Raw genomic sequence first — 26,031 nt, 5'->3', positions numbered from 1 at the left:
ATATGGCATTATCACCCCCTATTTATTTAGATTACGCAGCAACAACCCCCGTCGACCCGCGCGTAGCCGACGCAATGGCAAAGTGTCTAACGTTAGATGGCAACTTTGGTAATCCTGCGTCAAGAAGCTATCGTTTTGGGTGGATGGCTGAAGAAGCTGTTGATATCGCCCGCAACCAGTTAAGCGATGCGCTGAATTGCGACCCAAGAGAGATTGTATTTACCTCTGGTGCTACCGAGTCGAATAATTTAGCGATTAAAGGCGTAGCTGAAGGATACAAGGTAAAAGGTAAGCACATTATTACGGTAAATACTGAGCATAAAGCCGTGCTAGATACCTGTGCTTATCTTCAGCAGCAAGGGTTTGATATTACTTACTTGCCGGTACAACAAGACGGTTTAATAGACTTAGCAGAATTGGAAAGTGCGCTCAGAGAAGACACGATATTAGTCTCTGTGATGCATGTGAACAATGAACTGGGTGTTATTCAGGATATTGAAAGTATCGGCAAGGTGTGTCGTGAAAAAGATGTTCTCTTTCATGTCGACGGTGCCCAAAGCGTGGGCAAGATGGCCATCGACTTAGCTGCGTTGCCTATTGATTTATTGTCTATGTCGGCACACAAGTTCTACGGGCCGAAGGGCATGGGAGCGCTTTATGTGCGCCGCCGTCCTAAGATTAATCTAGAGGCACAGATTCATGGAGGCGGTCATGAGCGCGGCATGCGTTCGGGCACGCTGGCGACGCACCAAATTGTGGGTATGGGCGAAGCACTCGAATTAGCTAGTCGAGACATGGAAGTTGAAAACGAGCGTATTAAAGCGCTTCGTATCGCATTGTGGAATGGGCTAAGCAAGATTGAGGGCGTATACCTAAACGGCCATGAAGAAAAGCGCATCGCGGGTATTTTAAATGTCAGCTTTGCTGATGTAGATGGCGAAAGTTTGATGATGGGGCTAAATGATATTGCTGTGTCATCTGGCTCTGCATGTACATCGGCAAGTTTAGAGCCTTCGTACGTGCTCAAAGCATTGGGACGAAGTGACGAACTGGCCCATGCAGGTATTCGATTTAGTGTGGGACGATTTACGACCCAAGACGACATCGATTACGTAGTAAACAAAGTAACAGATGTAACAAACCGATTGCGGCAAGTGGCGTTAGCTTAAGATTTTTTAAAGCAAGTAGCGCAAAATACGTCGCTGAATATTTGAGTGGAATACTCAGGTATTATATAATACCGCACCAATTTTTAAGGCTGCCACCATTGTAAAATGCTTACTGCACGAGGTTTGTGCGGTGAATTAAGGGAAATTACCAAGACCGTGGGGTAATTTTCCAAGCCAAGGTGAATGGAAGGCTTAGGCAGCAAATGCAGGCAAACAAGCGAGACCCAAACATGAGTGAACAGATCGAACAGGCGTTAGAAAGAAAGTACGATGCTGGTTTTTATTCAGAGATCGAATCGGACACGTTTGAAAGCGGCCTAGATGAGTCGATTATTCGTCGCATTTCCGCAATGAAAAACGAGCCTGAGTGGATGCTCGAATGGCGTCTAAAGGCTTATCATGCGTGGCTTGAAATGGAAGAGCCTGATTGGGCCCATGTGGAATACCCAAAAATTGATTTTCAGGCAATTTCTTACTACTCGGCACCAAAGAGTATGGAAGACAAGCCTAAGTCGTTAGATGAAGTAGACCCCGAGCTACTGCGTACTTACGAAAAGTTAGGTATTCCGCTGCACGAACAAGAAATGTTAGCAGGCGTTGCGGTTGATGCCGTGTTTGACTCTGTATCAGTGGTCACAACGTTCCGCTCTAAGCTGGAAGAAGCCGGCGTCATTTTCTGCCCGATTTCTGAGGCCATTCAAAAATATCCTGACCTTGTTAAAAAATACATTGGCTCAGTAGTGCCTCGTACAGATAACTATTTTTCTGCGCTAAACTGCGCAGTATTTACTGACGGTTCATTTGTTTACATTCCAAAAGGCACTCGCTGCCCTATGGAGCTTTCCACCTACTTCCGTATTAACGAAATGAACACCGGTCAGTTTGAGCGTACCTTGATCATTGCCGATGAAGGCAGCCACGTGAGCTACTTAGAAGGTTGTACAGCGCCGCAGCGCGATGAGAATCAGTTGCATGCCGCAGTGGTCGAGTTAGTTGCAATGGACGACGCCACAATCAAATACTCTACGGTTCAAAACTGGTATCCAGGTGATGAGAACGGTAAAGGCGGTATCTACAACTTTGTGACCAAGCGCGGTATCGCACACACCAACGCTAAAATCTCATGGACTCAGGTTGAAACTGGTTCAGCGGTAACGTGGAAGTATCCAAGCTGCATTCTTAAAGGCGACAACAGCGTAGGTGAATTTTACTCAGTGGCGCTTACCCGTGGTCGTCAGCAGGCTGACACCGGTACCAAGATGATTCACATGGGCAAAAATACGCGCTCAACCATCATCTCAAAAGGAATATCTGCAGGTAAAAGTAACAACGCTTATCGTGGTCTGGTGCAGATGGGACCTCGTGCAGACGGCGCGCGTAACTTTACCGAATGTGACTCGCTGCTTATTGGTGATAAGTGCGGTGCACACACGTTCCCGTATATCGAAAGTCGCAACCCGTCGGCAATAGTTGAGCACGAAGCGACAACATCGAAGGTAAGTGACGAGCAATTGTTTCTGTGTCGCCAACGAGGTTTAGACACAGAGAAAGCCGTTTCTATGATTGTTAACGGTTTTTGTAAAGAAGTATTCAAAGAGCTGCCAATGGAATTTGCCGTAGAAGCCGGCAAGCTGCTCGAAATTAGTCTTGAAGGTTCAGTGGGGTAATCAATGCTTAGTATAAAGAATTTACATGCCAGCGTAGAAGAGAAAAACATCATTAAAGGTCTTAACCTAGACGTTAAGCCTGGTGAAGTACACGCTATCATGGGCCCCAATGGTGCCGGTAAAAGTACGTTAGGTTATGTGTTGTCAGGTCGTGATGGCTACGAAGTGAGCGAAGGCGACGTAACGCTAAACGGTAAAGATTTGCTAGACCTTGACGTTGAAGAGCGTGCCCGCGAAGGCTTGTTCTTAGCGTTTCAATACCCGGTAGAAATTCCTGGTGTCAGCAACATGGAATTTATGAAAGAGTCTGTTAACGCTATGCGTGAACAGCGCGGCGAGGAGGCACTTTCTGCTGCTGAGTTTCTGAAGAAAGCAAAAGAAGCCTGCAAGCAGGTGCAGCTGCCATTAGATTTCCTTAAGCGCGGTGTTAACGAAGGTTTCTCAGGTGGTGAGAAGAAACGCAACGAAATCATGCAGATGATTTTGCTAGAGCCGTCCTTATGTATCCTTGATGAATCAGATTCTGGCCTTGATGTAGATGCACTTCAGGTTGTTGCTAACGGTGTAAATAGCCAGCGCGACGGAAAACGTAGCTTTATTGTAGTAACGCACTATCAGCGTTTGCTCGATTACATTAAGCCAGATTTCGTGCACATTCTTGCTGATGGCAAAATTGTGAAAAGCGGTGACGCATCACTCGCCCACGAAGTAGAAAAAGAAGGTTACGCATTCCTAGGGAAGGCGTACGAGGAGGCTGAGGCATGAGTCAATGGCTAGATCAGGTCATTGGCGGGGCGCAGTTCGACGATTATTTAGCGCCCGTGCGTCAACAGGCCTTAACCCAATTAAAAGCCGATGGTTGGCCCGCTCGTCGAAATGAGAGCTGGCGTTTTACGCCGCTTACTTCTGTAGAAAAGCGCGAAGCGAAAACGACAACACAGGCCGACGTTCTGCCGGTACCCGCTATCGATAACCTAAATGCTATCGACTTGGTTTTCGTTGACGGTGTATTGATCACGCAAGTGAATACGCTAGATGTGCCTAAAGGCATGACCATTACGTCGCTTAAGCACGACGATAAGGCAACGCAGCAAGCAATATCAAGCATTTACGGGCAAATTAAGCCTACTCGACACATGTTTGGGTTAGTTAACGATGCACTGTGCGAGCACGGTATTTTTATCAGTGTTGATGAAAATACTAAAATCGACACGCCTGTTCGTATTGTTAACATGGCCACGCAAAATGTCGATGCACATACTCGTGTTGTTGTGAAAGTAGCAAAGGGTGCAAGCGCCACTGTTATTGAGCAGGGCGTGGGCGACGTAGACAGTTTAACTACCGCCTTTGCTGAATACGATATTGCTGATGATGCGCATTTGGAGCATTATCGCTTCGCCATGTTCACAGCCGCGGCGAAGCAGCTCGGTGGAAGTCATTTTAAATTGCACAACCGCTCAACGCTAAATTCAACCATGGTAGGCTACGGCAGTGAGTTGTCGCGTTTGGATGTAGACATTCACCACGCTGGTGAGTTTGCTGATGCCAAAATGAATGCGATTTATTTGTTGGCTGAAGGTGAATTATTCGACCTTCACTCAACCATTGAGCATGCAATGCCAAACGGCACTACGGAAGAAAACGCTCGCGGTATCGTGGGTGATAAGTCTCGCGCTGTATTCAACGGTCGGATTCATATTCATCGCGATGCACAAAAAACGCTGGCAGAGCTAAATAATCGCAACTTGTTGCTTTCTCGCCGTGGTGTGATTAACACCAAGCCTGAGTTAGAGATTTATGCTGATGATGTGAAGTGTGCTCACGGTGCTACCGTAGCTGAAATTGACGAAGAAGCGCTCTATTACTTGCTAACTCGTGGGGTACCGCGTAGTAAAGCACTGGTAATGCTTAACTTTGGGTTTATCCAAGAACTGGTCAACGATGTACCAAATAGCGCAATTCGTGAGTGGCTACAGCCGTTACTCAGCAAGCGCTTCTCCCAAATGGAGGTTAAATGAGCTTAGACGTTAACGCACTTCGTGCACAGTTTCCTATTCTTTCCAAAACTGTAGATGGGAAGCCTCTGGTATATTTAGATAACGCTGCGACCACGCAAAAGCCGCAGGCGGTTATCGACGCTATTGTCGATTTTTATACTGGCACAAATGCTAACGTTCATCGTGGGGCTCACCATTTATCAGACGAAGCAACTCGTCGCTACGAAAATGCGAGAGCAAGTGTGGCAAGTTTTATCAACGCCGGCGCTCGTGAAGAAGTTATTTGGACTGCGGGTACTACCGAAGCTATTAATATAGTGGCAAATGGGTTATCTCAGCTTTTAGCTGAGGGCGACGAAGTCATGGCTACAGAGCTCGAGCACCACGCGAACTTGGTAACATGGCAACAAGCCTGTCGAAAAGCCGGCGCTACGCTCAATATCGTTCCTATTTTTGATAATGGTGAGCTAGACATTGAAGCGTTTGAAAAGCTGCTTTCTGACAAAACAAAGCTAGTTGCATTTCCACATGTTTCTAATGCATTGGGCACAGTGAACCCTATTAAAGTGTTGACTGAAAAAGCAAAACGCGTTGGAGCTTGGGTACTTGTTGATGGTGCGCAAGGTATTGCTCATGGCGGTGTTGATGTTCAAGACATCGGCTGCGACTTTTACGTGTTCTCTGGTCATAAACTTTTTGGTCCTACCGGCATCGGTTGCTTGTGGGGTAAAAAAGAAATTTTAGAGTCTTGGCCCGTTTGGCAAGTAGGTGGTGAGATGATTAAAGATGTCTCTTACCACGAAGCTACTTGGGGAGCACTGCCGAATAGACTTGAAGCAGGCACGCCTAACATTGCCGGTGCTATTGGTATGGGCGCTGCTGTCGAGTGGTTTAAACAACTCGATATCGAGGCTCTTCATGAGCATGAGACTGCACTTCTAAACTATGCCACTGAGCAAGCCGAAGCCCTTGATGGTATGCGAATTGTGGGTACAGCACCCAACAAAATTGGTGTGCTGAGCTTTTTATTAGATGGCGCTCATCCAGCGGATATTGGTTTTATTCTAGACAGGCAGGGCGTTGCTATTCGTACCGGCGATAACTGCGCTCAGCCTCTAATGAAGCGATTTGGTATTCCAGGTACTGCTCGTGCTTCATTTTCAATTTATAACACGCTTGAAGAAGTGGACAGCCTTTTTGCTGCACTTAAGAAAGCAAAAATGATGTTGGCCTAAGGAGGCACCATGAGTGTTGAAACGTTTGTTCCAAGTACACAGCTCATCTCGCTTACTGACAGTGCCGTTAAGCATTTTGAGAGCAAGCTTAAAGATAAGCCAGGTCAGATCATTCGTCTTTCTACAAGAGTGAGTGGCTGCACAGGCTATGCTTATGTGCTGGATTTTGCTGACAGTGCAAAAGACGATGATGAGATTGTTGAAATATCGCCTGTGCTTAATGTGGCTATTGCGGCAGATGCAACAGACCTCTTAAAAAACACTGAAATTGACTACGTTCAAGAAGGTGTAAACGGTGTTATTAAATACAATAACCCAAATGTTGTTGACGAATGCGGTTGTGGCGAAAGCTTCAACGTTGGTTAACTTTGCAAAGACAAAAGAGCACTAGCAGTTTATGAAGCAAAAAATGGTGGTAACTGAGCGCGAATGTAAAGCGCGCTTGGTGCCGGCTGGAAACCCGACAGTCATTCCTGAGGGAGAATTTGTCAGCATAACCCAAGAGCTTGGTGGAAATTTTACCATCACCTGGCGAGGCAATATGTACCGCATAGACGGCACTGACGCTGGCGCCATTGGCCGCAAAGAAATGGTGTTAAGTTTCGAAGAGCCTAGCGATGGTCAGATAAGTAAGCAGCAGGTGTGGGATGCGTTGGAGACTATTTTCGATCCAGAGATCCCCATTAACCTAGTGTCACTTGGCTTAATTTATAAGGTCGACATAGACCAAGACAGTGGTAACGTAAACATTGATATGACGCTGACAGCCCCCGGATGCGGTATGGGCCCAGTTCTGGTTGGTGATGTTGAATATCGCGTTGCCATGGTTCCACATGTCAATGATGTAAACGTGGAGCTTGTATTCGATCCTCCTTGGTCTCGTGACATGATGAGTGAAGAAGCGCAGCTAGAAGCCGGTCTCTTTTTTTAAATACAGGACATAACATGCAACTACCAAGCAGTGAAGAAATTGTAGATGACTTGGCGTTCTTCGATGATTGGGAGCAACGCTACCAGTATATTATCGACTTGGGTAAGTCTATTCCGGGCTTGCCAGACAACGAAAAGACGCCAAACCGCTTGGTTAAAGGTTGTCAAAGTAGCGTATGGCTAGTTGAGTCTTATGAAGATGGTAAGATCACATTCGACGTAGACAGCGATGCTGTTATTGTTCAAGGCCTATTGGCACTTGTGCTAGCAGCTTACAACAATAAATCTCCCCGAGAGATAACCCAGTTTGATGTCGATGGTTATTTTGAAGCGCTAGATTTAGAGCGCCACATTACGCCAACCCGCGGTAACGGATTGCGCGCTATTGTTGGCAAAATACAAGACCTAGCGCGAGCTAATTTGTCGTAAAATAAAAATTGCAGACAAAGATAGCGCTTCTCTAGTGAAAAAATAAAGCGTACATAAAAGTTTAACAGAGATAAATAAACTTCAATGAAAAACTGATTTCACTTTAAATTCAGTGCTTTATTTCGCTCCATACATATAAAGCAACAGGCTGGTTTGGCTAAATCCAAGGCTTTGTTTCGAGGTTTCATAATAGTCACTAGTAAACGCGATAATTATTGCCTATAATTCGCCGCCAAAATTGAAAACACACTTTATTTGTTTGGAGAAAAAACATGGCTCTTGAGCGCACTTTTTCGATTATCAAGCCTGATGCGGTAGCTAAAAACGTAATCGGTGCAATTTACAACCGTTTTGAATCTGCTGGTCTTCGCATTGTTGCTTCTAAGATGATCCACATGAGCAAAGAGCAAGCGGAAGGTTTCTACGCAGAACACAAAGAGCGTCCTTTCTTTGGTGCTTTGGTTGATTTCATGACGTCTGGTCCGGTAATGGTTCAGGTTCTTGAAGGTGAAAACGCTGTTCTTGCAAACCGTGAAATCATGGGGGCTACAAACCCTGCTGATGCTGCTGCTGGAACACTTCGTTCTGACTACGCTGCATCAATCGACGAAAACGCGGTTCACGGTTCTGATGCACCTGAATCTGCAGCTCGCGAAATTGCATACTTCTTCTCTGAAGAAGAGATTTGTCCACGTACTCGCTAAGTACAGACAAACAAAACAGACATAGAGTAGTTAATACTCGAAAACGAGGCTTCGGCCTCGTTTTTTTATATCTGGAAGAGGGTAAAGATACTCATCACTTTTTATGCAGAGCCATATATGATAGTATTTGCGCAAATTTTAAACACGTAAGCGCCGCTTTATACGCGTTAAAAATATGACTTCTTACTGCATGGCTTTTGTTATAAGCGCACGGGTATTGTGGTTTATAAAAATTAGCGTTTAAATACAAACGATAGTGTTATAAGCCTCTCTCTTCATTACATTTTTGCGGTAATAGTAATCTAAATTAAGCAGTTCGAGGTCACATCCTCGCAAGGTAAAAGGGTCATTTTATTCATGGCAAAAACAAACTTATTAAATCTAAATCGCGAAGGCTTGCGCAACTTCTTTAAGGAAAAGGGGGAGAAACCGTTTCGCGCCGATCAGGTGATGAAATGGATATACCAGCACGGCGAAAGCGATTTTGAAAAAATGAGTAATCTCAATAAAAATCTTCGCGCCATGCTGATTGAGAACTGTGAAATAAAAGCGCCTGAAATTGCCTACTTCCAGGAAGCAAGCGATGGCACAATTAAGTTTGCGCTTACTCTTGAGGGCGGTCAAGAAGTTGAGTCTGTTTGGATCCCCGAGGAAGAGCGCGCTACATTATGCGTATCATCTCAAGTAGGCTGCGCCTTAGAATGTACTTTCTGTAGTACCGCGCAACAAGGTTTCAATAGAAACTTGAGCGTGAGTGAGATTATTGGGCAGGTATGGCGAGTCGCAACATTCTTAGGGCTCTCTAAAGATACCAGCCAGCGCCCCATTACCAATGTGGTGATGATGGGCATGGGCGAGCCGCTGCTTAATTTGAAAAACGTAGTGCCGGCAATGGACATTATGTTAGACGATTTCGGTTTCGGACTGTCAAAACGTCGAGTCACTTTGAGTACGTCAGGGGTCGTCCCTGCATTAGACATGCTGGGCGATCAGATTGATGTTGCCTTGGCTATTTCATTGCATGCGCCAAACGACGAGTTGCGTAATGAAATTGTACCTGTGAACAAAAAGTACAATATTGAAGCATTTTTGGCGGGTGTACGTCGCTATTTAGCGAAGTCTAAAGCGAATCAGGGTAGGGTTACAGTAGAATATGTTATGCTTTCCCACATAAACGACAGTACCGAGCAGGCTCACGAACTAGCGAAAGTACTTAAAGATACTCCGAGTAAAATAAACTTAATTCCGTTCAACCCTTACCCGGGTTCTCCCTACACATGCTCGAGTAACTCGCGCATTGATAGGTTTGCCAAGGTGCTGATGGAATACGGCTTTACCACGGTAGTACGAAAGACCCGTGGCGATGATATCGATGCTGCCTGTGGTCAATTAGTAGGTGATGTGGTTGATAGAACGAAAAGAATGTTAAAAAAACAGGTGAAGGGCGAAGCAATTTCGGTAAAAATAGCCCAATAATCATTAGGATATTAGGGTAAGACTATGCCAACTGGATTGCGAATGGGATTTAAACAAAGTGTGCGCGCCACAATTGCTGGCGCATCACTGTTGATCGTAGGCTGCGTAAGTAGCAGCCAGTCGGGTATTAATAGCGCAGATTTTGACGCGGAAGAAGCGGCGAGAACCCGCATGTCGCTGGGTCTTACCTATCTACAAAACAATAATTATACTCAAGCTAAACGCAATCTTGATAAAGCGATAGCGTTCGATCCGCGCTCTGCGGATGTCCAATATGCGATGGCCTATTATTATCAGCTTGTTGGTGAAAACCAGCGAGCTGAAAGCTATTACGAATCAGCGCTCGATCTGGAGCCCAACAACGGCGATATTGCCAACAGCTTTGGCGCATTTAAATGCCAAAATGGGCAGTACGAAAGCGCTAAAGACTTCTTCCTACAGGCTATCGACAATCGCTCTTATTCAAACGCAGCGCAAACTTACGAAAATTTAGCCCTTTGCGCGCAAAGCCAAAATAACATGTCAGATGCTATCGATTACTTTAAAAGCGCTTTGAAGCATCAACCTACCCGAGCAAAGACACTATTTTTACTTTCTGAACTTTATGCAGCTACGGAGCAGTGGCAAGACGCGAAGTCCACACTTAGACGATATGAGAGAGTTGCCAAAGTTTCTCCAGACTCGCTATGGCTCGCTTTTGAGATAGCCAAAGGAGAAGGTGACAAAGCCACTGCGAAAGGCTATGGCGATATGTTGATTTCTCTATTCCCAGACAGCACATTGACAAAACGGTATTTGGCGCAGCGTTCGCAGTTAGATGCTAAAGTGATAAAAACGGTCAAGTCTGTTGGTAAAGATAATACGTTTGAACAAACGGTATTGGTTGTCGAAAGTAGTGATGACGGGCAAAAGGGTGATGAACCTGCGCCTGAAATCACTTCGGGTGAAGCGGTATCAGAGACCGCGTCTGCTTTAAGAGCTGGCGAGGATATACAAAACAAAACCGCCGTTGAAACAACAAAGAGTGAAAGTAGCGGTAAATCAGACGATTTAACTGCGCAATCACCTAAAATCCATGTAGTAAAACCAGCAGAAAACTTATATCGTATTTCGCTATTATACAATATTAGAATGGCGACGCTGCAAAAGTGGAATAACCTAGAGAATACTGGCGCTATTATTGCTGGTCAAAAACTTTGGTTAGTACCACCGAGTATGCAGGAGGAATAGAGGTTAATGGTGTCAGAAGAAAACGCGAGCAAAGAAGTTCATTCGCAAGAAGAAAAAAGTACGCCAAGCCCAGGAGCCCTTTTAAAAGAGCGTCGCGAAGCGCTGGGTCTTTCACAGCAAGATGTCGCGACAAAATTATTCTTAAAATCGTCACAAATCAATGATTTAGAGAATGATGCTATTGATGAGAAATCGTCGATAACCTTTACCAAGGGTTATGTAAGAAATTATGCAAGGCAGTTGGGGTTACCGTCAGATGAGGTAATTGAAGCCTTCGAGAAGTTTCATAATCAAAGTGAAGTGCCGTCTTCTGAAAAGCTGCAGAGTTTTTCAAAGCGTGTTGCAAAACAGACACATGACGATCGCTGGATGATGGTTACCTATATCATTTTATTGCTGATTATTGGCGGTGTAGTGGTGTGGTGGTATCAACAGCCAAGTGACGATTCACCAACTGACGCTTCACTTGTGCAGTCGATTAAAGATGAAGTTATTGCCTCGGCTCGCTCCCCTGAATCGAGTGATGAGATAGCGGTGACGAATGGTAGAGTTGAACTCGATAGTGCTTCTGGCACTGCAGGCCAAAGCACCTTTAGTCAAAGTGAGAATGCCCCCCAATCTGAAGAAATAGCCGATCAAAACCCGCAAAACAGCGCCGTTGTGGCCAATGCGCTGGACGATGGTCCAATTAATGCTCCGCCCTCAACAGTTGACGACAGTAATAATTTAACTGCTCTTGTTAGCAATATAAACGAAGACGACAACGTTGAACTGAATTTGGGTGAAGCTGAACAAGACTTAGCCTTTGGTGACGGCCCTTCGGCAGCCCCAATCTCTATGACGTTCACCTTTGGTGAAGATTGCTGGGTAAATATTGAAGACGCCACTGGTGAGGTTATCGCCACTGGCGTAAAGCGTCAGGGACGCGTAATGGACATTCAGGGCATCCCGCCTGTTGCAGTTACACTTGGCGCGCCTGATAATGTGCGCATATCAGTTAATGGCGAGCCAGCGAATATCGCGTCGTTCCAAAACGGAAAAATTGCTCGCTTCACGCTTCCTTTATAGGTATTTAGATGTTTGCAGAAAGCCCTATTAAACGCAGAAAATCAACGCGCATTAATGTAGGAAACGTTCCCATAGGCGATGGCGCTCCCATTGCTGTTCAGTCAATGACGAATACGCTAACCACGGACGTTGAGGCTACGGTTGCGCAAATAAATCGCATTGTTGCTGTTGGTGGTGACATTGTGCGTGTTTCGGTTCCTACTATGGACGCGGCCGAGGCCTTTAAAGAAATAAAGCGTCAGGTCAATGTGCCTTTAGTTGCAGATATTCACTTCGATTATCGCATAGCGCTGAAGGTTGCCGAGTATGGCGTGGATTGCCTGCGAATTAACCCAGGTAATATCGGCAATATGGAGCGCGTGCGCTCGGTAGTCGATTGTGCGAAAGATAAGAATATCCCCATTCGTATTGGGGTGAACGGCGGGTCTTTAGAAAAAGACTTGCAAGAAAAGTACGGTGAGCCTACGCCAGAGGCGTTAGTCGAATCGGCCATGCGTCATGTTGACATCCTCGATAGACTTAACTTCGACCAGTTTAAAATTAGCGTTAAGGCTTCTGATGTGTTTTTAGCCGTGGGGGCATATCGCCTTCTCGCTCAACAAATCGATCAACCTCTGCATCTGGGTATTACCGAAGCCGGTGGTCAGCGTGCCGGTGCAGTAAAAAGTGCCGTAGGGCTGGGAATGCTCCTTGCCGAGGGGATAGGCGATACCATCAGAGTGTCGCTTGCTGCCGATCCGGTTGAGGAAATCAAGGTAGGTTTCGATATTCTCAAGTCGTTGCGTATCCGTTCACGGGGTATTAACTTTATTGCATGTCCAAGTTGCTCTCGTCAGGAGTTCGACGTGATTGGAACGGTTAATGCGTTGGAAGAGCGCCTTGAAGATATATTAACACCTATGGATGTGTCTATTATTGGCTGCGTGGTTAACGGTCCAGGCGAGGCGGAAGTCTCTGATTTAGGCCTTACTGGCGCTAGAAACATGAGCGGATTGTATGAGGATGGTAAACGCGTAAAAGAGCGCCTACCTAATGATGACTTAGTAGATAAGTTAGAAGCAAAAATCCGCGCCAAGGCTTCTCGCATTAGCGACCAAAACAAAATTCAGGTATCGGTGAAAGACTAAGCCTGTAACGTTGTTGTTTGTTCCCAAAGCCCCTATAATGCGGGGCTTTTCACTATTTAGCAGTATGAGAATTTCACGTGGCTAAGACTATTCAGGCAATACGAGGCATGAATGACTGCCTTCCGGAAATATCCGGTACATGGCAGAAAGTAGAATCGGTACTTCGCCAAGTCGTTGCGAACTACGGTTATCAGGAAATACGTACCCCTATTGTTGAGAGTACAGATCTCTTCAAGCGGTCTATCGGTGAAGTCACTGATATCGTTGAAAAAGAGATGTATACCTTTGAAGACAGAAATGGCGATAGCTTAACACTTCGTCCAGAGGGCACAGCGAGTTGCGTGCGAGCCGGCAATGAGCACGGACTTTTGTACAATCAGCAGCAGCGCCTTTGGTACATGGGGCCTATGTTTCGCCACGAGCGTCCGCAAAAAGGACGCTATCGCCAGTTCCATCAGTTTGGTGTAGAAACCTACGGTATTGATGGTCCGGATATCGATTTAGAAGTTATTTTGCTAAGCGCTCGTTTTTGGAAAGCGTTTGGCATTGAAAAGCACGTTAAGCTCCAAGTTAACACGCTGGGCTCTAATGAAGCACGAGCGGCATATCGCGATATACTGGTCGAGTTTTTAAAAGCAAGAGAAGACCAACTTGATGAAGACTCAAGACGCCGTTTAGAAACTAATCCTCTTCGCGTACTCGACAGCAAAAACCCGGACGTTCAAGCTGCAATAGCCGATGCGCCGTCTTTAATCGACCATTTAGATGAAGAGTCGAAAGTACACTTCGAAACCTTGTGTGCAAGGCTGAGCGAAGCCGGTATCGCATACGAAGTTAATCCGAGATTAGTTAGAGGTTTAGACTATTACAACCGCACTGTTTTTGAGTGGGTAACCGATAGCTTAGGCGCTCAGGGAACTATTTGTGCTGGTGGACGATACGATGGTTTGGTAGAGCAGCTTGGTGGTAAGACTACACCGGCGGTTGGCTTTGCTATGGGTATAGAGCGTTTAGTGCTGCTAATCACCACGCTGAGTGAAGAAGCACAAGACGATAGCTTCGCCGATGTTTATGTAACTGCCATGGGCGATGATACTCAGTCTTATGCCATTGAAGTGGCTGAACACCTAAGAAATAGATTGCCCGACGCACGCATCATGATGCATTGTGGCGGCGGGAACTTTAAAAAACAATTAAAGCGCGCGGATAAAACCGGTGCTCGTCTAGCGCTACTTTTAGGCTCGGACGAAATGCAGTCACGCAATGTGGGAGTAAAGCCACTACGCGATGGTCAAGAGCAAGTTACAGTGAGTTTTGATAGCCTTTGCGAAAAAGTATCTGAACTGCTGGGCGAGAAATAAAAAGAGGACATCATGGAACAGTTCGCAACAGAAGAACAACAAGTAGAAGCGATTAAGCGTTTTTGGAAAGAGCATGGCACGGCTATTATTGTCGGTGCAGCACTTGGTTTAGGCGGTCTTTTTGGCTGGCGCCAATATTCAGATATGCAAACTGAAAGCAAAGAAGCCGCTTCAGTCGCCTATCAAAAAGCGGTAGAGAACTTCTCTGAGCAAGGCAACAGCGCTGGCTTAGAGGCGTTCATCGAAGAAAATAAAGATACTGGCTATGCCAGTATTGCAAGTCTTTTGGCAGCGAAAAAAGCAGTTGAGGATGGCGATCTAGACGCGGCAGCATCTCACTTGAATCAAGTGATTACATTTGCTGACAACGCTCAAATGAAAGAGCTAGCATCTGTTCGACTAGCGCGAGTACAAATTGAAATGAACCAGCTTGACGCTGCGTTGTCTACGCTTGGCACGGTTGCAAACGAAGCGTTTTCTGCACAGGTATCGGAATTGAAAGGTGATATCTATAAGCAGCAAGATAAGTTCGACGAAGCTCGTTTAGCATACTCAAGTGCACTAGAAGAAAATGCCAACAATCCGCTTTTGCAGATGAAACTCGATAATCTTGCTGTTGAAGCAGCACAGTAATCGCGCTTTGAAAGGCTGATAAAAATTAAAGAGGTACGCAATTTGTTTCACAATACCAGTGGCCGTAAAGGTCGTTTTGCTCGCGCTGTTACCATGGCGATGGCGGTATCGATTACTCTATCTGGATGTTCAACGGTTTCAGACTGGTTTGCCGATGAAGAAGAGCTTGAAATTCGTCGCTTAAAGCCCATTGAAGCGAAGTTTTCGCCAGCCATAGAGTGGGAGCGAGACATTGGCGACGGGGTAAATCATTACTTTTCTCGTCTAACCCCTGTATACGCGTACGACAAACTTTATGCAGCAGACCGTCACGGCAACGTAGTGGCAATGAAGCCAGACTCTGGCGAAGTCGTGTGGGAGAAAAACTTTGCTACATTTCGCTCAGAAGGCATGCTTAGTTCGGTAAGCAATTTGTGGAGCAGCGGTGAAAGCGCTCGTATAGGCGGTATCTTTGTCGCTGATAAGCACCTTTTCGTTGGCACTGAGAACGGATATATCGCAGCCCTTGATGCCGAAACCGGCGATTTGGTGTGGGATGCAAGTGTGCCTGGGGAAATTTTGGCAGCGCCTGCGGCCGATGACGGTATTTTGGTAGTAAACACCGGAGCTGGAAGTTTATTCGGCTTTAATATTCGCACCGGCGAGCAGCTGTGGCGTCATGAAGGTGATACTCCGCCACTAACATTACGCGGTATCTCCGGTCCTATTGCGTCGAATGGCGGTGTCATTGTTGGAGCGCCTACTGGAAAAATCCAGGTGAATCTTATCGACTCTGGTGTACTGGCATGGGAAACCGTTATTTCAACCCCAACAGGCGCAACAGAGCTAGAGCGGATTGTAGATATTGATACTACGCCGGTACTGTATGGCGGAACTATCTATACCGTATCTTACAACGGTACGCTTGCCGCAGTAGAACTGCGCTCTGGTCGTGTTATTTGGAAACGTGAGTATTCATCATTCCGTAACTTGAACATTGACGGCAACCAAATCTTCGTTGTTGATAATACCTCTAACGTTTTCGCGTTAGACAGACGAAATGGCGTAGAGCTTTGGTCGCAGGGGCTGCTCAAGCAACGCTCGCTAACAGCAGCTACACCGGTTGGTGAGTATGTAGTTGTTGGTGATAATTGGGGCTATCTACACTGGATAGAAAAAGAGAGTGGAGAAGTTGTAGCTCGCTTGGATGTGGGTGGCGACGATGAAGACGACGCTATCTACGCTGCTCCTATTGTAGTAGAAGACTCTGTTGTTGCTGTCACACGTAATGGTGTGGTGGTGTCGGTGAATGTCCCTTAAATTGAACGCTCCCTGAGTAAGTTGTCTTAAAAAACAGTAAACAACCTTACTCGAAAAGCATGACATTTACAGTACTCTAAAAGCGTCGTTCTTAACGGCGCTTTTTGTTTTTAAGTATTTCCCTTTGCTATTTCTTTCTCCTGTTAATCTGAATTGGTATTAACCCCCTTAAAGGGTATAATGCGCCCATTCAAAAACCGCAAGTAGTAAACGAAGCATAAGTGCTGGTATTTTTAGCACGGATAAATTCGTTGTTTAACGCTTGCGGTTTGTGCTTTTTAGCTTTCATGACCTCTAGGATCTGATAAATGTTACCCGTTGTTGCTCTGGTTGGCCGTCCCAATGTGGGAAAGTCGACCTTATTTAATCGTCTTACTAATACTCGCGATGCACTTGTTGCAGACTTTCCCGGCCTTACGCGGGATCGAAAATATGGCCAAGCCAAATTCGAAAGACGTCAATTCATTGTAGTTGATACCGGGGGCATAACAGGAGACGAAGAAGGCATAGATGCTGAAATGGCTCAGCAGTCTCTTCTTGCCATTGAAGAGGCTGATGTTGTGATGTTTTTGGTTGACGCCAGAGCTGGCCTGTTGCCGGCAGACCAAGGTATTGCGGACCATCTTCGTCGCATCAATAAAAAAGTATTCATTGTTGCCAATAAAGTAGACGGCATTGACGGCGACAGTGAAAGCGCTGAGTTTTATAAACTTGGCCTGGGTGAAGTGAAGCAAATTGCTGCCGCTCATGGTCGAGGCGTAAGCCAGTTGTTGCAAGATGGCTTGGCACCTCTGGAATCTGAATTTCCAGATATGGAAATTGTAGAAGAGGTTGAGCCTGAAGGAGAAGAGGATGCAGAAGCACAGCGTCAACGGCTTCAAGACTTGCCCATTAAGCTCGCTATTGTAGGAAAACCTAACGTTGGTAAGTCTACGCTCACCAATCGCATTTTAGGCGAAGAGCGAGTAGTGGTATACGACGAGCCGGGTACAACTCGCGACAGTATTTATATTCCAATGGAGCGAGATGAGCGCGAATACGTGCTTATCGATACGGCTGGGGTGAGAAAGCGCAAGAAAATTAATGAAGCGGTAGAAAAGTTTTCTATTGTGAAAACCCTTCAGGCTATTGAAGAAGCTAACGTTGTATTGTTGGTAATTGATGCAAGGGAAGGAATTACAGATCAAGACTTAAGCCTACTAGGGTTCGTTTTAAACTCTGGTCGCTCTTTGGTTTTAGCGGTAAACAAGTGGGACGGTTTAAGCACTGATGTTAAAGATGATGTAAAACGGGAAATGGACAGACGCCTAGGCTTTGTTGATTTTGCGCGTATTCACTTTATTTCGGCACTTCACGGTTCTGGCGTGGGAAATTTGTTTGCATCTGTGCAGGAAGCGTATCAAAGCGCGACTAAGCGAATTAATACGTCAATACTAACGCAAATTATGGAAATGGCGCAGGACGACCATCAGCCACCTCTGGTAAGAGGAAGACGCGTGAAGATGAAGTATGCTCACGCGGGTGGATATAACCCTCCTGTTATTGTTATTCATGGCAACCAAGTTGACGACTTGCCTAACTCCTATAAGCGATTCTTGATGAATTATTTCAGAAAGGCGTTGGAGATCATGGGAACGCCGATAAAAATTGAGTTTAGAGAAGGGAATAACCCCTTTGAAGGTAAGAAGAATAATCTTACCCTTGCTCAGCAAAGAAAACGCCGTCGAATGATGTCGTTTTATAAAGATAAAAAATAGCTGTTTAGATCTATCTACTTTTGCGCTGCACCTGAGCAATTTTCTTGTGTAGCGCGCTAAAGCAACTCTCTTATGCTTCGCGCTAAAGTAACTCTCTTATGCTTCGCGCTAAAGTAACTCTCTTATGCTTCGCATAAGTACCGACTCTTTTGGCACATCGACGTTCTGCATAAGTTCGTCGACAAGTGGGTCGGAAAAGTCAGCGGGAAAAGTTGTCGCTATCTTGATTATTTTATCGTGTTTTCTGAATACGTAAGTTGTCGCATAGAGCGTGGGGGATTTTTCTGATTGTGCTGCAATACCCAGCCTCCAGCCGTTTTCCTCTCCTTTAGATTTATAGGGCGCAGCTGGATTAGCAAGAGTTAACGTCAATTCCTGCGCCTTGGCTATCTCACCTGCTTTTTCTAAATCTGCCTTCAACTGCTCATTAAGTAGTAGGTTATTCTCCTTGCTCAACTTATGCGTGAAGGGATATACGATGATATCAAGTAACGCTTCTTCATAAGTGGGGTGAACATATCTTGTGATAGCCCCACTAAAAGGGTCTGCATACAATTGCGTATCGAGTTTTTTGAATTCGCCCACCGTTTGTGGCACAACAAGTTCACGTTCGTAGTTGCTAGCGTCAAGTGCTTGGTAAAGGTAGCTGGCAGAAAATAAGTTTTGCTTAATTGCGAGGTCTCGCCATTGAGCTACTAATTCAGCGGCATAGTGTGCTTTCCCGTTTTGCGAAATTTTCGGCACGTTTACTTGAAGCACGTGTGAAGCTATCTCCATACTGCGCCACTGCAATGTTATTTCCGCTAAGTGTGCATTTTCGTTACTTACATTTGCAATAAGCAGCTGATAGTCACTTTTTTCTTCATAGGGATGTAAAGAAGAGAAGAATGACGATTCCCGGAGCGCATCAATAAATGTATCTGGCGCAATGATGTCTTCTTGGCATGCACTATTTTCTAAAGCCGATTCTGTTAACGTGTTTTCTTCACACTGCCTTACAACAAGAGACGACGGATAAGTGGAAAATGCAGATACTGGAACGGCTATAACGCTAGAGCTTGAACTCGCGTTAATCAAATCTTGTGTGGCAGCATTTATACCTGAAGCCACAGCTTTAGTACTAGCGGTGTGAGCAAGCAAGGCCAAACAAGTCGTTACCAAACACGCTTGCCTAACCAATGCCATCCCCAATTTAAGCAGTGTGAGTCGGGATGCTTTTTGCGAAGCACCGGCATTTATCGCTAACTCCTTGCGACACCAATTCATCATTGAATTGGCAACTTAGAAATCATGCCGTATGGACAATACTGTTTAACTATCATGTTGATGAACTATTCTTTCCGAGTTTTAGTTACTGTACTGGTTATTTCACCGTCCGTCACCCGAGTTGTGATTGTATCGCCAGTATTTACCGCTTCAACACTAGTAATGGCAGATTTATTCGCCAACGTAATGCTATAGCCTCTCGCTAACGTAGACAGGGGGCTTACCGATTGAAGTAGAGACGCTCCAGATGCCAGGCGATTTTTCTTATTCCTCAATAGCGCAGTGGTGGCATTAACCAATCTTGTCTGAGCATAGTTGAGGGCACTTTTAGACTGCGTAAGTCGTTGCACTGGGTTATGTGTGTTAAGTCTATTTATGAGCGATTGTAGTTTTCTGTCTGCTTTAGCAACATCTTGTTTCATGTGATGAAGCAACTGCATTTGCAAACGGTCTAGCGATTGCCATTGATGCTGTATTTTACTTTGCGGATGTAAGTTTTGTAGGCGCTGGCGCAAAATAGCGAGCTTCTGTTTATTGTGCACTAAAGTGTGCGACAGGACTCTTTTGAGGCGCTCTCGCTGCTGAACTAGTTTTCGGTCTATCTCTAGAGAGTCTTGGCTAAGTAATTCAGCTGCAGCCGATGGAGTAGGGGCACGCAAATCTGCAACAAAGTCAGAAATAGTAAAATCGACCTCATGGCCAACAGCACTCACAATGGGCAATGCACTGTCAGACACTTCGCGAGCTAATGCTTCGTTGTTGAAACACCATAAGTCTTCCAATGAACCACCGCCACGAGTAAGAAGCAAAACATCGACTTCATTTCTTTCGTTTGCTTTTCTTAGTGCATTAATCAATTGGGTAGGAGCTGTTTCTCCCTGTACCATAGAAGGGTACACAATAACTTCGGTTTGTGGGCTTCGCCGTTTTAATACACTAAGTACATCGTGCAGAGCAGCGCCGCTTGATGATGTAATAACGCCTATACGATTTATTTGCGTTGGCAAGCTTCGCTTAGTGGCGGCATCGAACAAGCCTTCGCTGTGAAGTTTCATCTTAAGCGCTTCATAAGCTTGCTTTAACGCACCCTCACCGTCGCTCTCCATATGTTCGACAACTAATTGATAGTCGCCTCTAGCCTCGTAAAGACCCACCGACGCTCTCACTAATATTTTATCGCCTTCTTTCGGGCGCTGACGTACCGAGCGGTTCGCACCTTTGAACATGGCTGCTCGCACTTGGGCTTTATTGTCTTTTAACGTGAAGTACCAATGTCCGGATGCCGCACACACAAAATTGGATATTTCAGCGGACAGCCAAATTAGGCCAATTTCGCCCTCAAGTACGGTTCGAGCTAATCGATTTAGCTTGGTGACTGTTAAAATTTGTCGAGATGTTGATGGCGAATTTGTAAACATAAAAAAAATCACTCGGTTTAATACAAATAGAGTTTACCTTAAAACCAAAAAACACTACAATCACGCCGCAATTAACCCTCAACTGAATAGGTGTTGTTGCATGCTACGTATCATCCAAGAAGCCCTTACTTTTGACGATGTGTTGCTAGTTCCTGGCCACTCAACCGTCCTCCCTCATACAGCTAACTTACAAACGCGTCTTACGCGCGGTGTAACTATGAATATCCCTATGGTATCAGCCGCTATGGATACAGTGTCTGAAGCGCCGCTGGCCATTGCTTTGGCTCAAGAAGGTGGTATTGGTTTTATTCACAAAAATATGACGCCTGAAGAGCAAGCAAAGCACGTACTTGAGGTGAAGAAGTATGAAAGTGGCGTTGTATCTGACCCTGTTACCGTAACGAAAGACGCCACCATAGGCGATGTCATTGCGCTATCGAAAAGCAAAGGCTACTCGGGGTTCCCAGTGACAGATGAAGAAAACAACCTGATTGGTATTGTAACAGGTCGGGATCTTCGCTTTGAAAAGCGTCTAGAGCTTCCAATCAGCAATGTAATGACAGGCAAAGATGACCTAGTTACGGTTAAAGAGGGCGCTAGCTCTGACGTAGTGCTCGATTTAATGCATGAACATCGCATCGAAAAAATCCTTGTTGTGGACGACGCGTTCAAGCTTACCGGGCTTATTACAGTAAAAGATTTCCAAAAGGCAGAAAATAAGCCAAATGCGTGTAAAGACTCTTTAGGTCGCTTGCGCGTTGGTGCTGCAGTTAGTGTAGGGCCGGGTACCGATGAGCGTATTGAACTATTGGTCAACGCTGGCGTAGATGTGCTGTTAATTGATACCTCTCATGGTCATTCCCAAGGCGTAATCGACCGCGTGAAGAAGGTACGCAAAGACTACCCCGAAGTGCAAATTATTGCTGGAAACGTTGCCACTCGCGAAGGGGCTAAAGCGTTAGCTGATGCGGGCGTAGACGCTGTTAAGGTAGGTATAGGTCCAGGTTCAATCTGTACTACGCGTATTGTTACTGGATGTGGTATGCCACAAATTACAGCAGTAGCTGACGCGGCAGAAGCGCTTGAAGGAACCGGCATTCCTGTTATCGCGGATGGCGGTATTCGCTTCTCTGGTGACATTGCAAAAGCGCTAGCCGCAGGTGCTAGCTGCGTAATGGTAGGCAGCATGTTGGCCGGAACTGAAGAAGCTCCGGGAGAAGTAGAGCTTTTCCAAGGCCGTTATTATAAGTCATATCGCGGTATGGGCTCGTTAGGCGCAATGAATCAAAGCCACGGTTCGTCAGATCGCTATTTCCAAGAGTCAAATAATGCTGAAAAGCTGGTGCCCGAGGGAATTGAAGGTCGCGTAGCCTATAAAGGTCCTATCGCGAACATCATTCACCAGCAAATGGGTGGACTTCGTTCAGCAATGGGGTTAACCGGCTGTGCGACCATCGAAGAGCTTAACACCAAAGCTCAATTTGTACGTGTAACATCTGCAGGTATGGGTGAGAGCCACGTGCACGACGTGAGTATTACTAAAGAAGCGCCTAACTACCGTCTAGGTTAAGGCGAGTTACCGTTCAGCGTGGGCATAGTGTCTGACACAACCACGCTGTAAACCCACCCATTGGGAGCTTGGCCTCGGCATCCACGCCTCGGACAGGTTGTTTACAAACACTTTGCCCTCGCTATATAACGCTATGATAAAGCAATGTGGCTTAGTGGTTGAAAAGAAAAAAAGGCTTTTTATGAGTTCAAACATACACGCTCAACGCATTCTTATTTTGGATTTTGGCTCGCAATATACACAGCTAATAGCACGTCGTGTTCGCGAAATTGGCGTTTACTGTGAGCTTTGGGCTTGGGATGTAACCGAAGAACAAATTCGTGCATTTAATCCACAGGGTATTATCTTGTCTGGCGGGCCAGAGTCGGTAACCGAAGAAGGTTCTCCCCGAGCACCTGATTACGTGTTCGATGCCGGCGTGCCGGTGTTGGGGATTTGCTACGGCATGCAAACCATGGCGCATCAGCTTGGTGGTGGAGTACTTGGTTCAGACAAACGAGAGTTTGGCTATGCGCAAGTAGAAGTCATCAAGCCTAGCCCGTTACTCGATAAAATTGAAGATGCGATTGGCGACAATGGTGCAGCCCGCCTTGATGTATGGATGAGCCACGGTGATAAAGTGTCAGCTATTCCCGAAGGTTTTGAGACCATTGCGCAAACTGCGTCTTGTCCTCATGCTGCAATGTACAATGAAGAAAAACAGTTCTACGGAGTTCAATTTCATCCGGAGGTGACTCACACTCGTCAAGGTATGCGGTTATTAACGCATTTTGTTATGGATGTGTGTAAGTGTGAAAAACTGTGGACAGCGGGTGCAATCATTGAAGATGCCATTGAGCGCATTAAGCAAAAGGTAGGCGACGATGAAGTTATTTTAGGCCTATCTGGTGGTGTAGATTCATCGGTTACTGCCATGTTGTTGCATCGCGCTATTGGTACAAACCTTACGTGCGTTTTTGTAGACAATGGGTTATTACGCCTGAACGAAGCTGACCAGGTAATGGAAATGTTTGGCGACCACTTTGGGTTAAACATTATCCGCATAGATGCAGAAGAACGCTTCTTAGCGCGTTTAGAAGGCATTGAAGATCCTGAGCTCAAACGTAAAGCAATTGGTAACGAGTTTGTTCGTGTTTTTGATGAAGAAGCCGGCAAGCTTGCCAATGCAAAATGGTTAGCACAAGGCACTATTTATCCCGATGTCATTGAATCTGCTGGCTCAGCCACAGGTAAAGCCCATGTAATTAAATCTCACCATAACGTTGGCGGTTTGCCTGATGATATGGAGTTAGGTCTTGTTGAGCCTCTGCGTGAGTTATTTAAAGATGAAGTGCGTAAGATTGGCCTAGAGCTTGGCTTGCCGTACGACATGCTTTACCGTCACCCGTTCCCTGGTCCTGGTTTAGGTGTTCGTGTTCTTGGTGAAATTAAGAAAGAGTACTGCGACCTCTTGCGTCGTGCCGATGCCATCTTTATTGAAGAGCTATACGCCGCAGACTTATACCAAAAAGTGAGCCAGGCATTCACCGTATTCTTACCGGTTCGCTCTGTAGGCGTTATGGGCGATGCACGTAAATACGATTGGGTAGTAAGTTTGCGAGCTGTTGAGACCATCGACTTTATGACGGCGCATTGGGCTCACTTACCTTATGACTTCTTAGGTAAAGTGTCTAACCGTATTATCAATGAAATCGATGGTATATCCCGTGTGGTTTATGATATTTCAGGCAAGCCTCCCGCTACGATTGAGTGGGAATAAGCTTGAGGGGCTTAACCATCTCTGATAACTAACATTGCAAAGAGCCTTCGGGCTCTTTTTTGTTAGCGCAGACCTGCTGGAAATTACAAACGACAAGCCCAAGTACAAAGACGATAAAAAAAGACTAGATAGAAATTCCAAACAGAGATCGCAGATAGACTATAAACACTATTTGGTTATAACTAGGTATAATTAAGTATTTGGTTTAATACCTTTTCTGTCACGTAAATGTCACAAAAATATCATTCAATAAAGGAGTACTTCCAAATGTTAAGGCCTCCTCGTGTTCAATTACACAAGCATCAGTCGTTTAGTGATAACGCCTGTTCTCGCTAGCTTTTTTCTTCTTGTTTTACTCAATGGCGCCTCAATTCTCAAGTCATTTACTCTGCTTAACGCATTTGATGAGCTTGAAAATACGCTTGTGCAATCAGAGCGTAATGTCAACGATGTGCTAAGTACGTTTAAAACACAGGTTCAAGAGTGGAAAAATGTGCTTCTTCGCGGTCATAACCAAGCTGACCTTGAAAAATACTGGGAACGATTTAAAGCTCGAGAGCAGGAAATCACTAAAAAATTTACTGCGATGCTGCAAAACGACGTAATTAGCGCAAAGGCCAAGACAGAAATACGTCAGTTTCAAAAAGCTCACGGTATTATGGCTACAAAATATCGCGAAGGTTACGAGGCTTTTGTGAATTCTGGATTCGATCCAAAAGTAGGGGATAGTTACGTACGCGGCATCGATAGAGAGCCTGCAAAGCTCTTAGGCAGCATTGCTGATGATATTGCCTCACAGTCAGCTGGCGCTATCAAAACGCTCAAGAGTGATACTCGTAATATGCTGTGGCTTATCCTCATTGCTGCAGTTCTTTTATCAATTGCGTCTCTTAGCTATGTTATTGCGAGATTGCGTTCGCAGGTGATTAAGCCAACCAAGCAAATTGCTACCTGTATCTCAAATTTAGCAAATAGTGATTACGATTATTCACTCACTTATTCAAGTAATCACGAACTAGGCGTTTTAGCTAACTCAGCCCGTGCGTTGCAGAGTAAGCTGAAGTCATCTGTAGAGCAGTTGCAAGATGCGGAAAGGGAAATGAGTGGCGCATTTTCTACTCTAGACAGTGTTAGTCAATCCATTATGGAAGGGGCCAGCGAGCAAAGAGAGACATCTCGCTCTTTAGATACCAGTACTGATAAGTTAAAAGGTATTGTGCAAAACCTTGTGGCGATTACTGACCAAGTTGCCGTTGCAACCAATAATTCTGAGCAAAACGTTGCCAGCTGCTATGAGACATTCGAAAAGGCTAACGTCGGATTTAAGCAGCTTGCACAAACGGTTACAGAGTCGAGTGATATTGTAACTGAGCTTCAAACACGCAGTACTAATATCCTTAAAGTGGTGAATGTAATTAATGAAATTGCTGATCAAACTAACCTGCTTGCGCTAAATGCTGCGATAGAAGCTGCGAGAGCCGGCGAGCATGGAAGGGGTTTTGCGGTTGTTGCTGACGAGGTGAGAGCACTTGCAGCTAAAACGCAGCAATCTACCAGAGAAATAAACGATATTTTAAGTAGTTTTGAGTCGGAAGCGAAAACAGCTGTAACCGCCATGACCTCAGGTAAGCAGCTTTCAGACACCAATGCAGCCGAAGCTGAGTCGGCGCTTGAGCGATTAAACACGGTAGTAAGAGACATTCAAGAAACCGCCAGTGTAGTGGTTGCGCTCAATGAAGCCGCGGATGAACAAGAGGCCGTATTGGGCCAGGTAGAGTCTATTATTAGCAATGTTGTGTCTTCGGCTGAGCGTTATCATCAACTAGCACAGCGCGACGATATGTCTCGTTCAATGAAGAATATGTCACACAACGTTGAAAAGGTGGTGAACAGTTTGACCCGCTAAGCGGGCTTTGACAGTATTTAACGTAAGTTA

The 26,031-nt window shown here is 45.5% G+C and carries 22 protein-coding genes; 20 read left to right on the top strand and 2 right to left on the bottom strand.

Translation table 11 applies throughout. From position 1 onward, the window contains the following. The first annotated feature begins 2 nt into the window (after positions 1-2). The 17 genes from GTW09_RS08485 (at position 3) to der (ending at position 18,082) form a co-directional block, all read left to right on the top strand. Positions 3-1,169: an IscS subfamily cysteine desulfurase gene (locus GTW09_RS08485; RefSeq protein WP_163111528.1), complete on the top strand. Its 1,167-nt coding sequence runs from the start codon at positions 3-5 to the stop codon at positions 1,167-1,169. 230 nt (positions 1,170-1,399) lie between these two features. Continuing rightward, positions 1,400-2,836 (top strand): Fe-S cluster assembly protein SufB, encoded by a 1,437-nt coding sequence (sufB, locus tag GTW09_RS08480; protein WP_163111527.1) that lies wholly within the window; start codon positions 1,400-1,402, stop codon positions 2,834-2,836. Positions 2,837-2,839: 3 nt separating this feature from the next. After that, a complete protein-coding gene (gene sufC, locus GTW09_RS08475) occupies positions 2,840-3,601 on the top strand; it encodes a Fe-S cluster assembly ATPase SufC (protein ID WP_071980163.1) in 762 nt (253 codons plus the stop codon). Beyond that, the gene (gene sufD, locus GTW09_RS08470) at positions 3,598-4,854 is read left to right on the top strand and encodes a Fe-S cluster assembly protein SufD (protein WP_071980162.1); all 1,257 of its coding nucleotides are present in this window, start codon (positions 3,598-3,600) and stop codon (positions 4,852-4,854) included. The genes sufC and sufD overlap by 4 nt, the downstream gene beginning before the upstream one ends. Further along, positions 4,851-6,068 carry an aminotransferase class V-fold PLP-dependent enzyme gene (locus GTW09_RS08465; protein ID WP_163111526.1) on the top strand — a complete coding sequence of 406 codons (1,218 nt, stop codon included), beginning with the start codon at positions 4,851-4,853 and terminating at the stop codon, positions 6,066-6,068. Before sufD ends, GTW09_RS08465 begins: the two co-directional genes overlap by 4 nt. Before the next feature lie 9 nt (positions 6,069-6,077). Beyond that, positions 6,078-6,434 carry a HesB/IscA family protein gene (locus GTW09_RS08460; protein ID WP_163111525.1) on the top strand — a complete coding sequence of 119 codons (357 nt, stop codon included), beginning with the start codon at positions 6,078-6,080 and terminating at the stop codon, positions 6,432-6,434. A 31-nt stretch (positions 6,435-6,465) separates the two neighbouring features. Next, the gene (gene sufT / locus GTW09_RS08455; RefSeq protein WP_071980159.1) at positions 6,466-6,999 is read left to right on the top strand and encodes a putative Fe-S cluster assembly protein SufT; all 534 of its coding nucleotides are present in this window, start codon (positions 6,466-6,468) and stop codon (positions 6,997-6,999) included. A gap of 14 nt (positions 7,000-7,013) precedes the next feature. Further along, positions 7,014-7,427, top strand: coding sequence for a SufE family protein (locus GTW09_RS08450; RefSeq protein WP_163111524.1), 414 nt, complete (start codon positions 7,014-7,016; stop codon positions 7,425-7,427). Positions 7,428-7,699: 272 nt separating this feature from the next. Beyond that, a complete protein-coding gene (gene ndk, locus GTW09_RS08445) occupies positions 7,700-8,131 on the top strand; it encodes a nucleoside-diphosphate kinase (protein WP_012519000.1) in 432 nt (143 codons plus the stop codon). A 357-nt stretch (positions 8,132-8,488) separates the two neighbouring features. Beyond that, the gene (rlmN, locus tag GTW09_RS08440; protein ID WP_071980157.1) at positions 8,489-9,607 is read left to right on the top strand and encodes a dual-specificity RNA methyltransferase RlmN; all 1,119 of its coding nucleotides are present in this window, start codon (positions 8,489-8,491) and stop codon (positions 9,605-9,607) included. A gap of 42 nt (positions 9,608-9,649) precedes the next feature. After that, positions 9,650-10,837, top strand: coding sequence for a type IV pilus biogenesis/stability protein PilW (pilW, locus tag GTW09_RS08435; protein ID WP_163111642.1), 1,188 nt, complete (start codon positions 9,650-9,652; stop codon positions 10,835-10,837). Between the two features lie 6 nt (positions 10,838-10,843). After that, complete coding sequence (locus tag GTW09_RS08430) at positions 10,844-11,905, top strand: RodZ domain-containing protein (RefSeq protein WP_163111523.1); 1,062 nt, start codon at positions 10,844-10,846, stop codon at positions 11,903-11,905. A gap of 8 nt (positions 11,906-11,913) precedes the next feature. Then, positions 11,914-13,032, top strand: coding sequence for a flavodoxin-dependent (E)-4-hydroxy-3-methylbut-2-enyl-diphosphate synthase (gene ispG, locus GTW09_RS08425; RefSeq protein ID WP_163111522.1), 1,119 nt, complete (start codon positions 11,914-11,916; stop codon positions 13,030-13,032). 77 nt (positions 13,033-13,109) lie between these two features. After that, a complete protein-coding gene (gene hisS / locus GTW09_RS08420) occupies positions 13,110-14,393 on the top strand; it encodes a histidine--tRNA ligase (RefSeq protein WP_163111521.1) in 1,284 nt (427 codons plus the stop codon). A gap of 12 nt (positions 14,394-14,405) precedes the next feature. After that, positions 14,406-15,026 (top strand): YfgM family protein, encoded by a 621-nt coding sequence (locus tag GTW09_RS08415; RefSeq protein WP_071980153.1) that lies wholly within the window; start codon positions 14,406-14,408, stop codon positions 15,024-15,026. A 42-nt stretch (positions 15,027-15,068) separates the two neighbouring features. After that, the gene (gene bamB, locus GTW09_RS08410; RefSeq protein ID WP_083595284.1) at positions 15,069-16,325 is read left to right on the top strand and encodes an outer membrane protein assembly factor BamB; all 1,257 of its coding nucleotides are present in this window, start codon (positions 15,069-15,071) and stop codon (positions 16,323-16,325) included. 308 nt (positions 16,326-16,633) lie between these two features. After that, positions 16,634-18,082 (top strand): ribosome biogenesis GTPase Der, encoded by a 1,449-nt coding sequence (gene der, locus GTW09_RS08405; RefSeq protein WP_163111520.1) that lies wholly within the window; start codon positions 16,634-16,636, stop codon positions 18,080-18,082. Positions 18,083-18,190: 108 nt separating this feature from the next. Here the strand turns inward: der and GTW09_RS08400 are convergent, their stop codons facing one another. Further along, entirely contained in the window at positions 18,191-19,351 is a 1,161-nt protein-coding gene (locus tag GTW09_RS08400) for a hypothetical protein (protein WP_163111519.1), read from the bottom strand. A 62-nt stretch (positions 19,352-19,413) separates the two neighbouring features. Further along, positions 19,414-20,766: an exodeoxyribonuclease VII large subunit gene (xseA, locus tag GTW09_RS08395; protein WP_100972584.1), complete on the bottom strand. Its 1,353-nt coding sequence runs from the start codon at positions 20,764-20,766 to the stop codon at positions 19,414-19,416. A 100-nt stretch (positions 20,767-20,866) separates the two neighbouring features. On the opposite strand from xseA, the gene guaB reads away from it, so the two are divergent. From guaB to GTW09_RS17745, 3 genes are all read left to right on the top strand, one after another. Then, positions 20,867-22,336 (top strand): IMP dehydrogenase, encoded by a 1,470-nt coding sequence (gene guaB / locus GTW09_RS08390; protein WP_163111518.1) that lies wholly within the window; start codon positions 20,867-20,869, stop codon positions 22,334-22,336. A gap of 181 nt (positions 22,337-22,517) precedes the next feature. Further along, positions 22,518-24,095, top strand: a complete 1,578-nt coding sequence (gene guaA, locus GTW09_RS08385) for a glutamine-hydrolyzing GMP synthase (RefSeq protein ID WP_163111517.1) — start codon at positions 22,518-22,520, stop codon at positions 24,093-24,095. Positions 24,096-24,378: 283 nt separating this feature from the next. After that, positions 24,379-26,001, top strand: a complete 1,623-nt coding sequence (locus GTW09_RS17745) for a methyl-accepting chemotaxis protein (protein WP_163111516.1) — start codon at positions 24,379-24,381, stop codon at positions 25,999-26,001. Positions 26,002-26,031: the final 30 nt, after the last annotated feature.

Source organism: Alteromonas hispanica (assembly GCF_010500915.1).
Lineage (GTDB): Bacteria > Pseudomonadota > Gammaproteobacteria > Enterobacterales > Alteromonadaceae > Alteromonas > Alteromonas hispanica.
Note: the sequence above shows the minus strand (reverse complement) of the source record. Positions and strands in the feature narration are given on the sequence as shown.

Bases quoted from the DNA above. Each gene is read 5' to 3' on its own strand.
- GTW09_RS08485 (WP_163111528.1), top strand. From the start codon at position 3: ATGGCATTATCACCCCCTATTTATTTAGATTACGCAGCAACAACCCCC.
- sufB (WP_163111527.1), top strand. From the start codon at position 1,400: ATGAGTGAACAGATCGAACAGGCGTTAGAAAGAAAGTACGATGCTGGT.
- sufC (WP_071980163.1), top strand. From the start codon at position 2,840: ATGCTTAGTATAAAGAATTTACATGCCAGCGTAGAAGAGAAAAACATC.
- sufD (WP_071980162.1), top strand. From the start codon at position 3,598: ATGAGTCAATGGCTAGATCAGGTCATTGGCGGGGCGCAGTTCGACGAT.
- GTW09_RS08465 (WP_163111526.1), top strand. From the start codon at position 4,851: ATGAGCTTAGACGTTAACGCACTTCGTGCACAGTTTCCTATTCTTTCC.
- GTW09_RS08460 (WP_163111525.1), top strand. From the start codon at position 6,078: ATGAGTGTTGAAACGTTTGTTCCAAGTACACAGCTCATCTCGCTTACT.
- sufT (WP_071980159.1), top strand. From the start codon at position 6,466: ATGAAGCAAAAAATGGTGGTAACTGAGCGCGAATGTAAAGCGCGCTTG.
- GTW09_RS08450 (WP_163111524.1), top strand. From the start codon at position 7,014: ATGCAACTACCAAGCAGTGAAGAAATTGTAGATGACTTGGCGTTCTTC.
- ndk (WP_012519000.1), top strand. From the start codon at position 7,700: ATGGCTCTTGAGCGCACTTTTTCGATTATCAAGCCTGATGCGGTAGCT.
- rlmN (WP_071980157.1), top strand. From the start codon at position 8,489: ATGGCAAAAACAAACTTATTAAATCTAAATCGCGAAGGCTTGCGCAAC.
- pilW (WP_163111642.1), top strand. From the start codon at position 9,650: ATGGGATTTAAACAAAGTGTGCGCGCCACAATTGCTGGCGCATCACTG.
- GTW09_RS08430 (WP_163111523.1), top strand. From the start codon at position 10,844: ATGGTGTCAGAAGAAAACGCGAGCAAAGAAGTTCATTCGCAAGAAGAA.
- ispG (WP_163111522.1), top strand. From the start codon at position 11,914: ATGTTTGCAGAAAGCCCTATTAAACGCAGAAAATCAACGCGCATTAAT.
- GTW09_RS08415 (WP_071980153.1), top strand. From the start codon at position 14,406: ATGGAACAGTTCGCAACAGAAGAACAACAAGTAGAAGCGATTAAGCGT.
- der (WP_163111520.1), top strand. From the start codon at position 16,634: ATGTTACCCGTTGTTGCTCTGGTTGGCCGTCCCAATGTGGGAAAGTCG.
- GTW09_RS08400 (WP_163111519.1), bottom strand. From the start codon at position 19,351: ATGATGAATTGGTGTCGCAAGGAGTTAGCGATAAATGCCGGTGCTTCG.
- xseA (WP_100972584.1), bottom strand. From the start codon at position 20,766: ATGTTTACAAATTCGCCATCAACATCTCGACAAATTTTAACAGTCACC.
- guaB (WP_163111518.1), top strand. From the start codon at position 20,867: ATGCTACGTATCATCCAAGAAGCCCTTACTTTTGACGATGTGTTGCTA.
- guaA (WP_163111517.1), top strand. From the start codon at position 22,518: ATGAGTTCAAACATACACGCTCAACGCATTCTTATTTTGGATTTTGGC.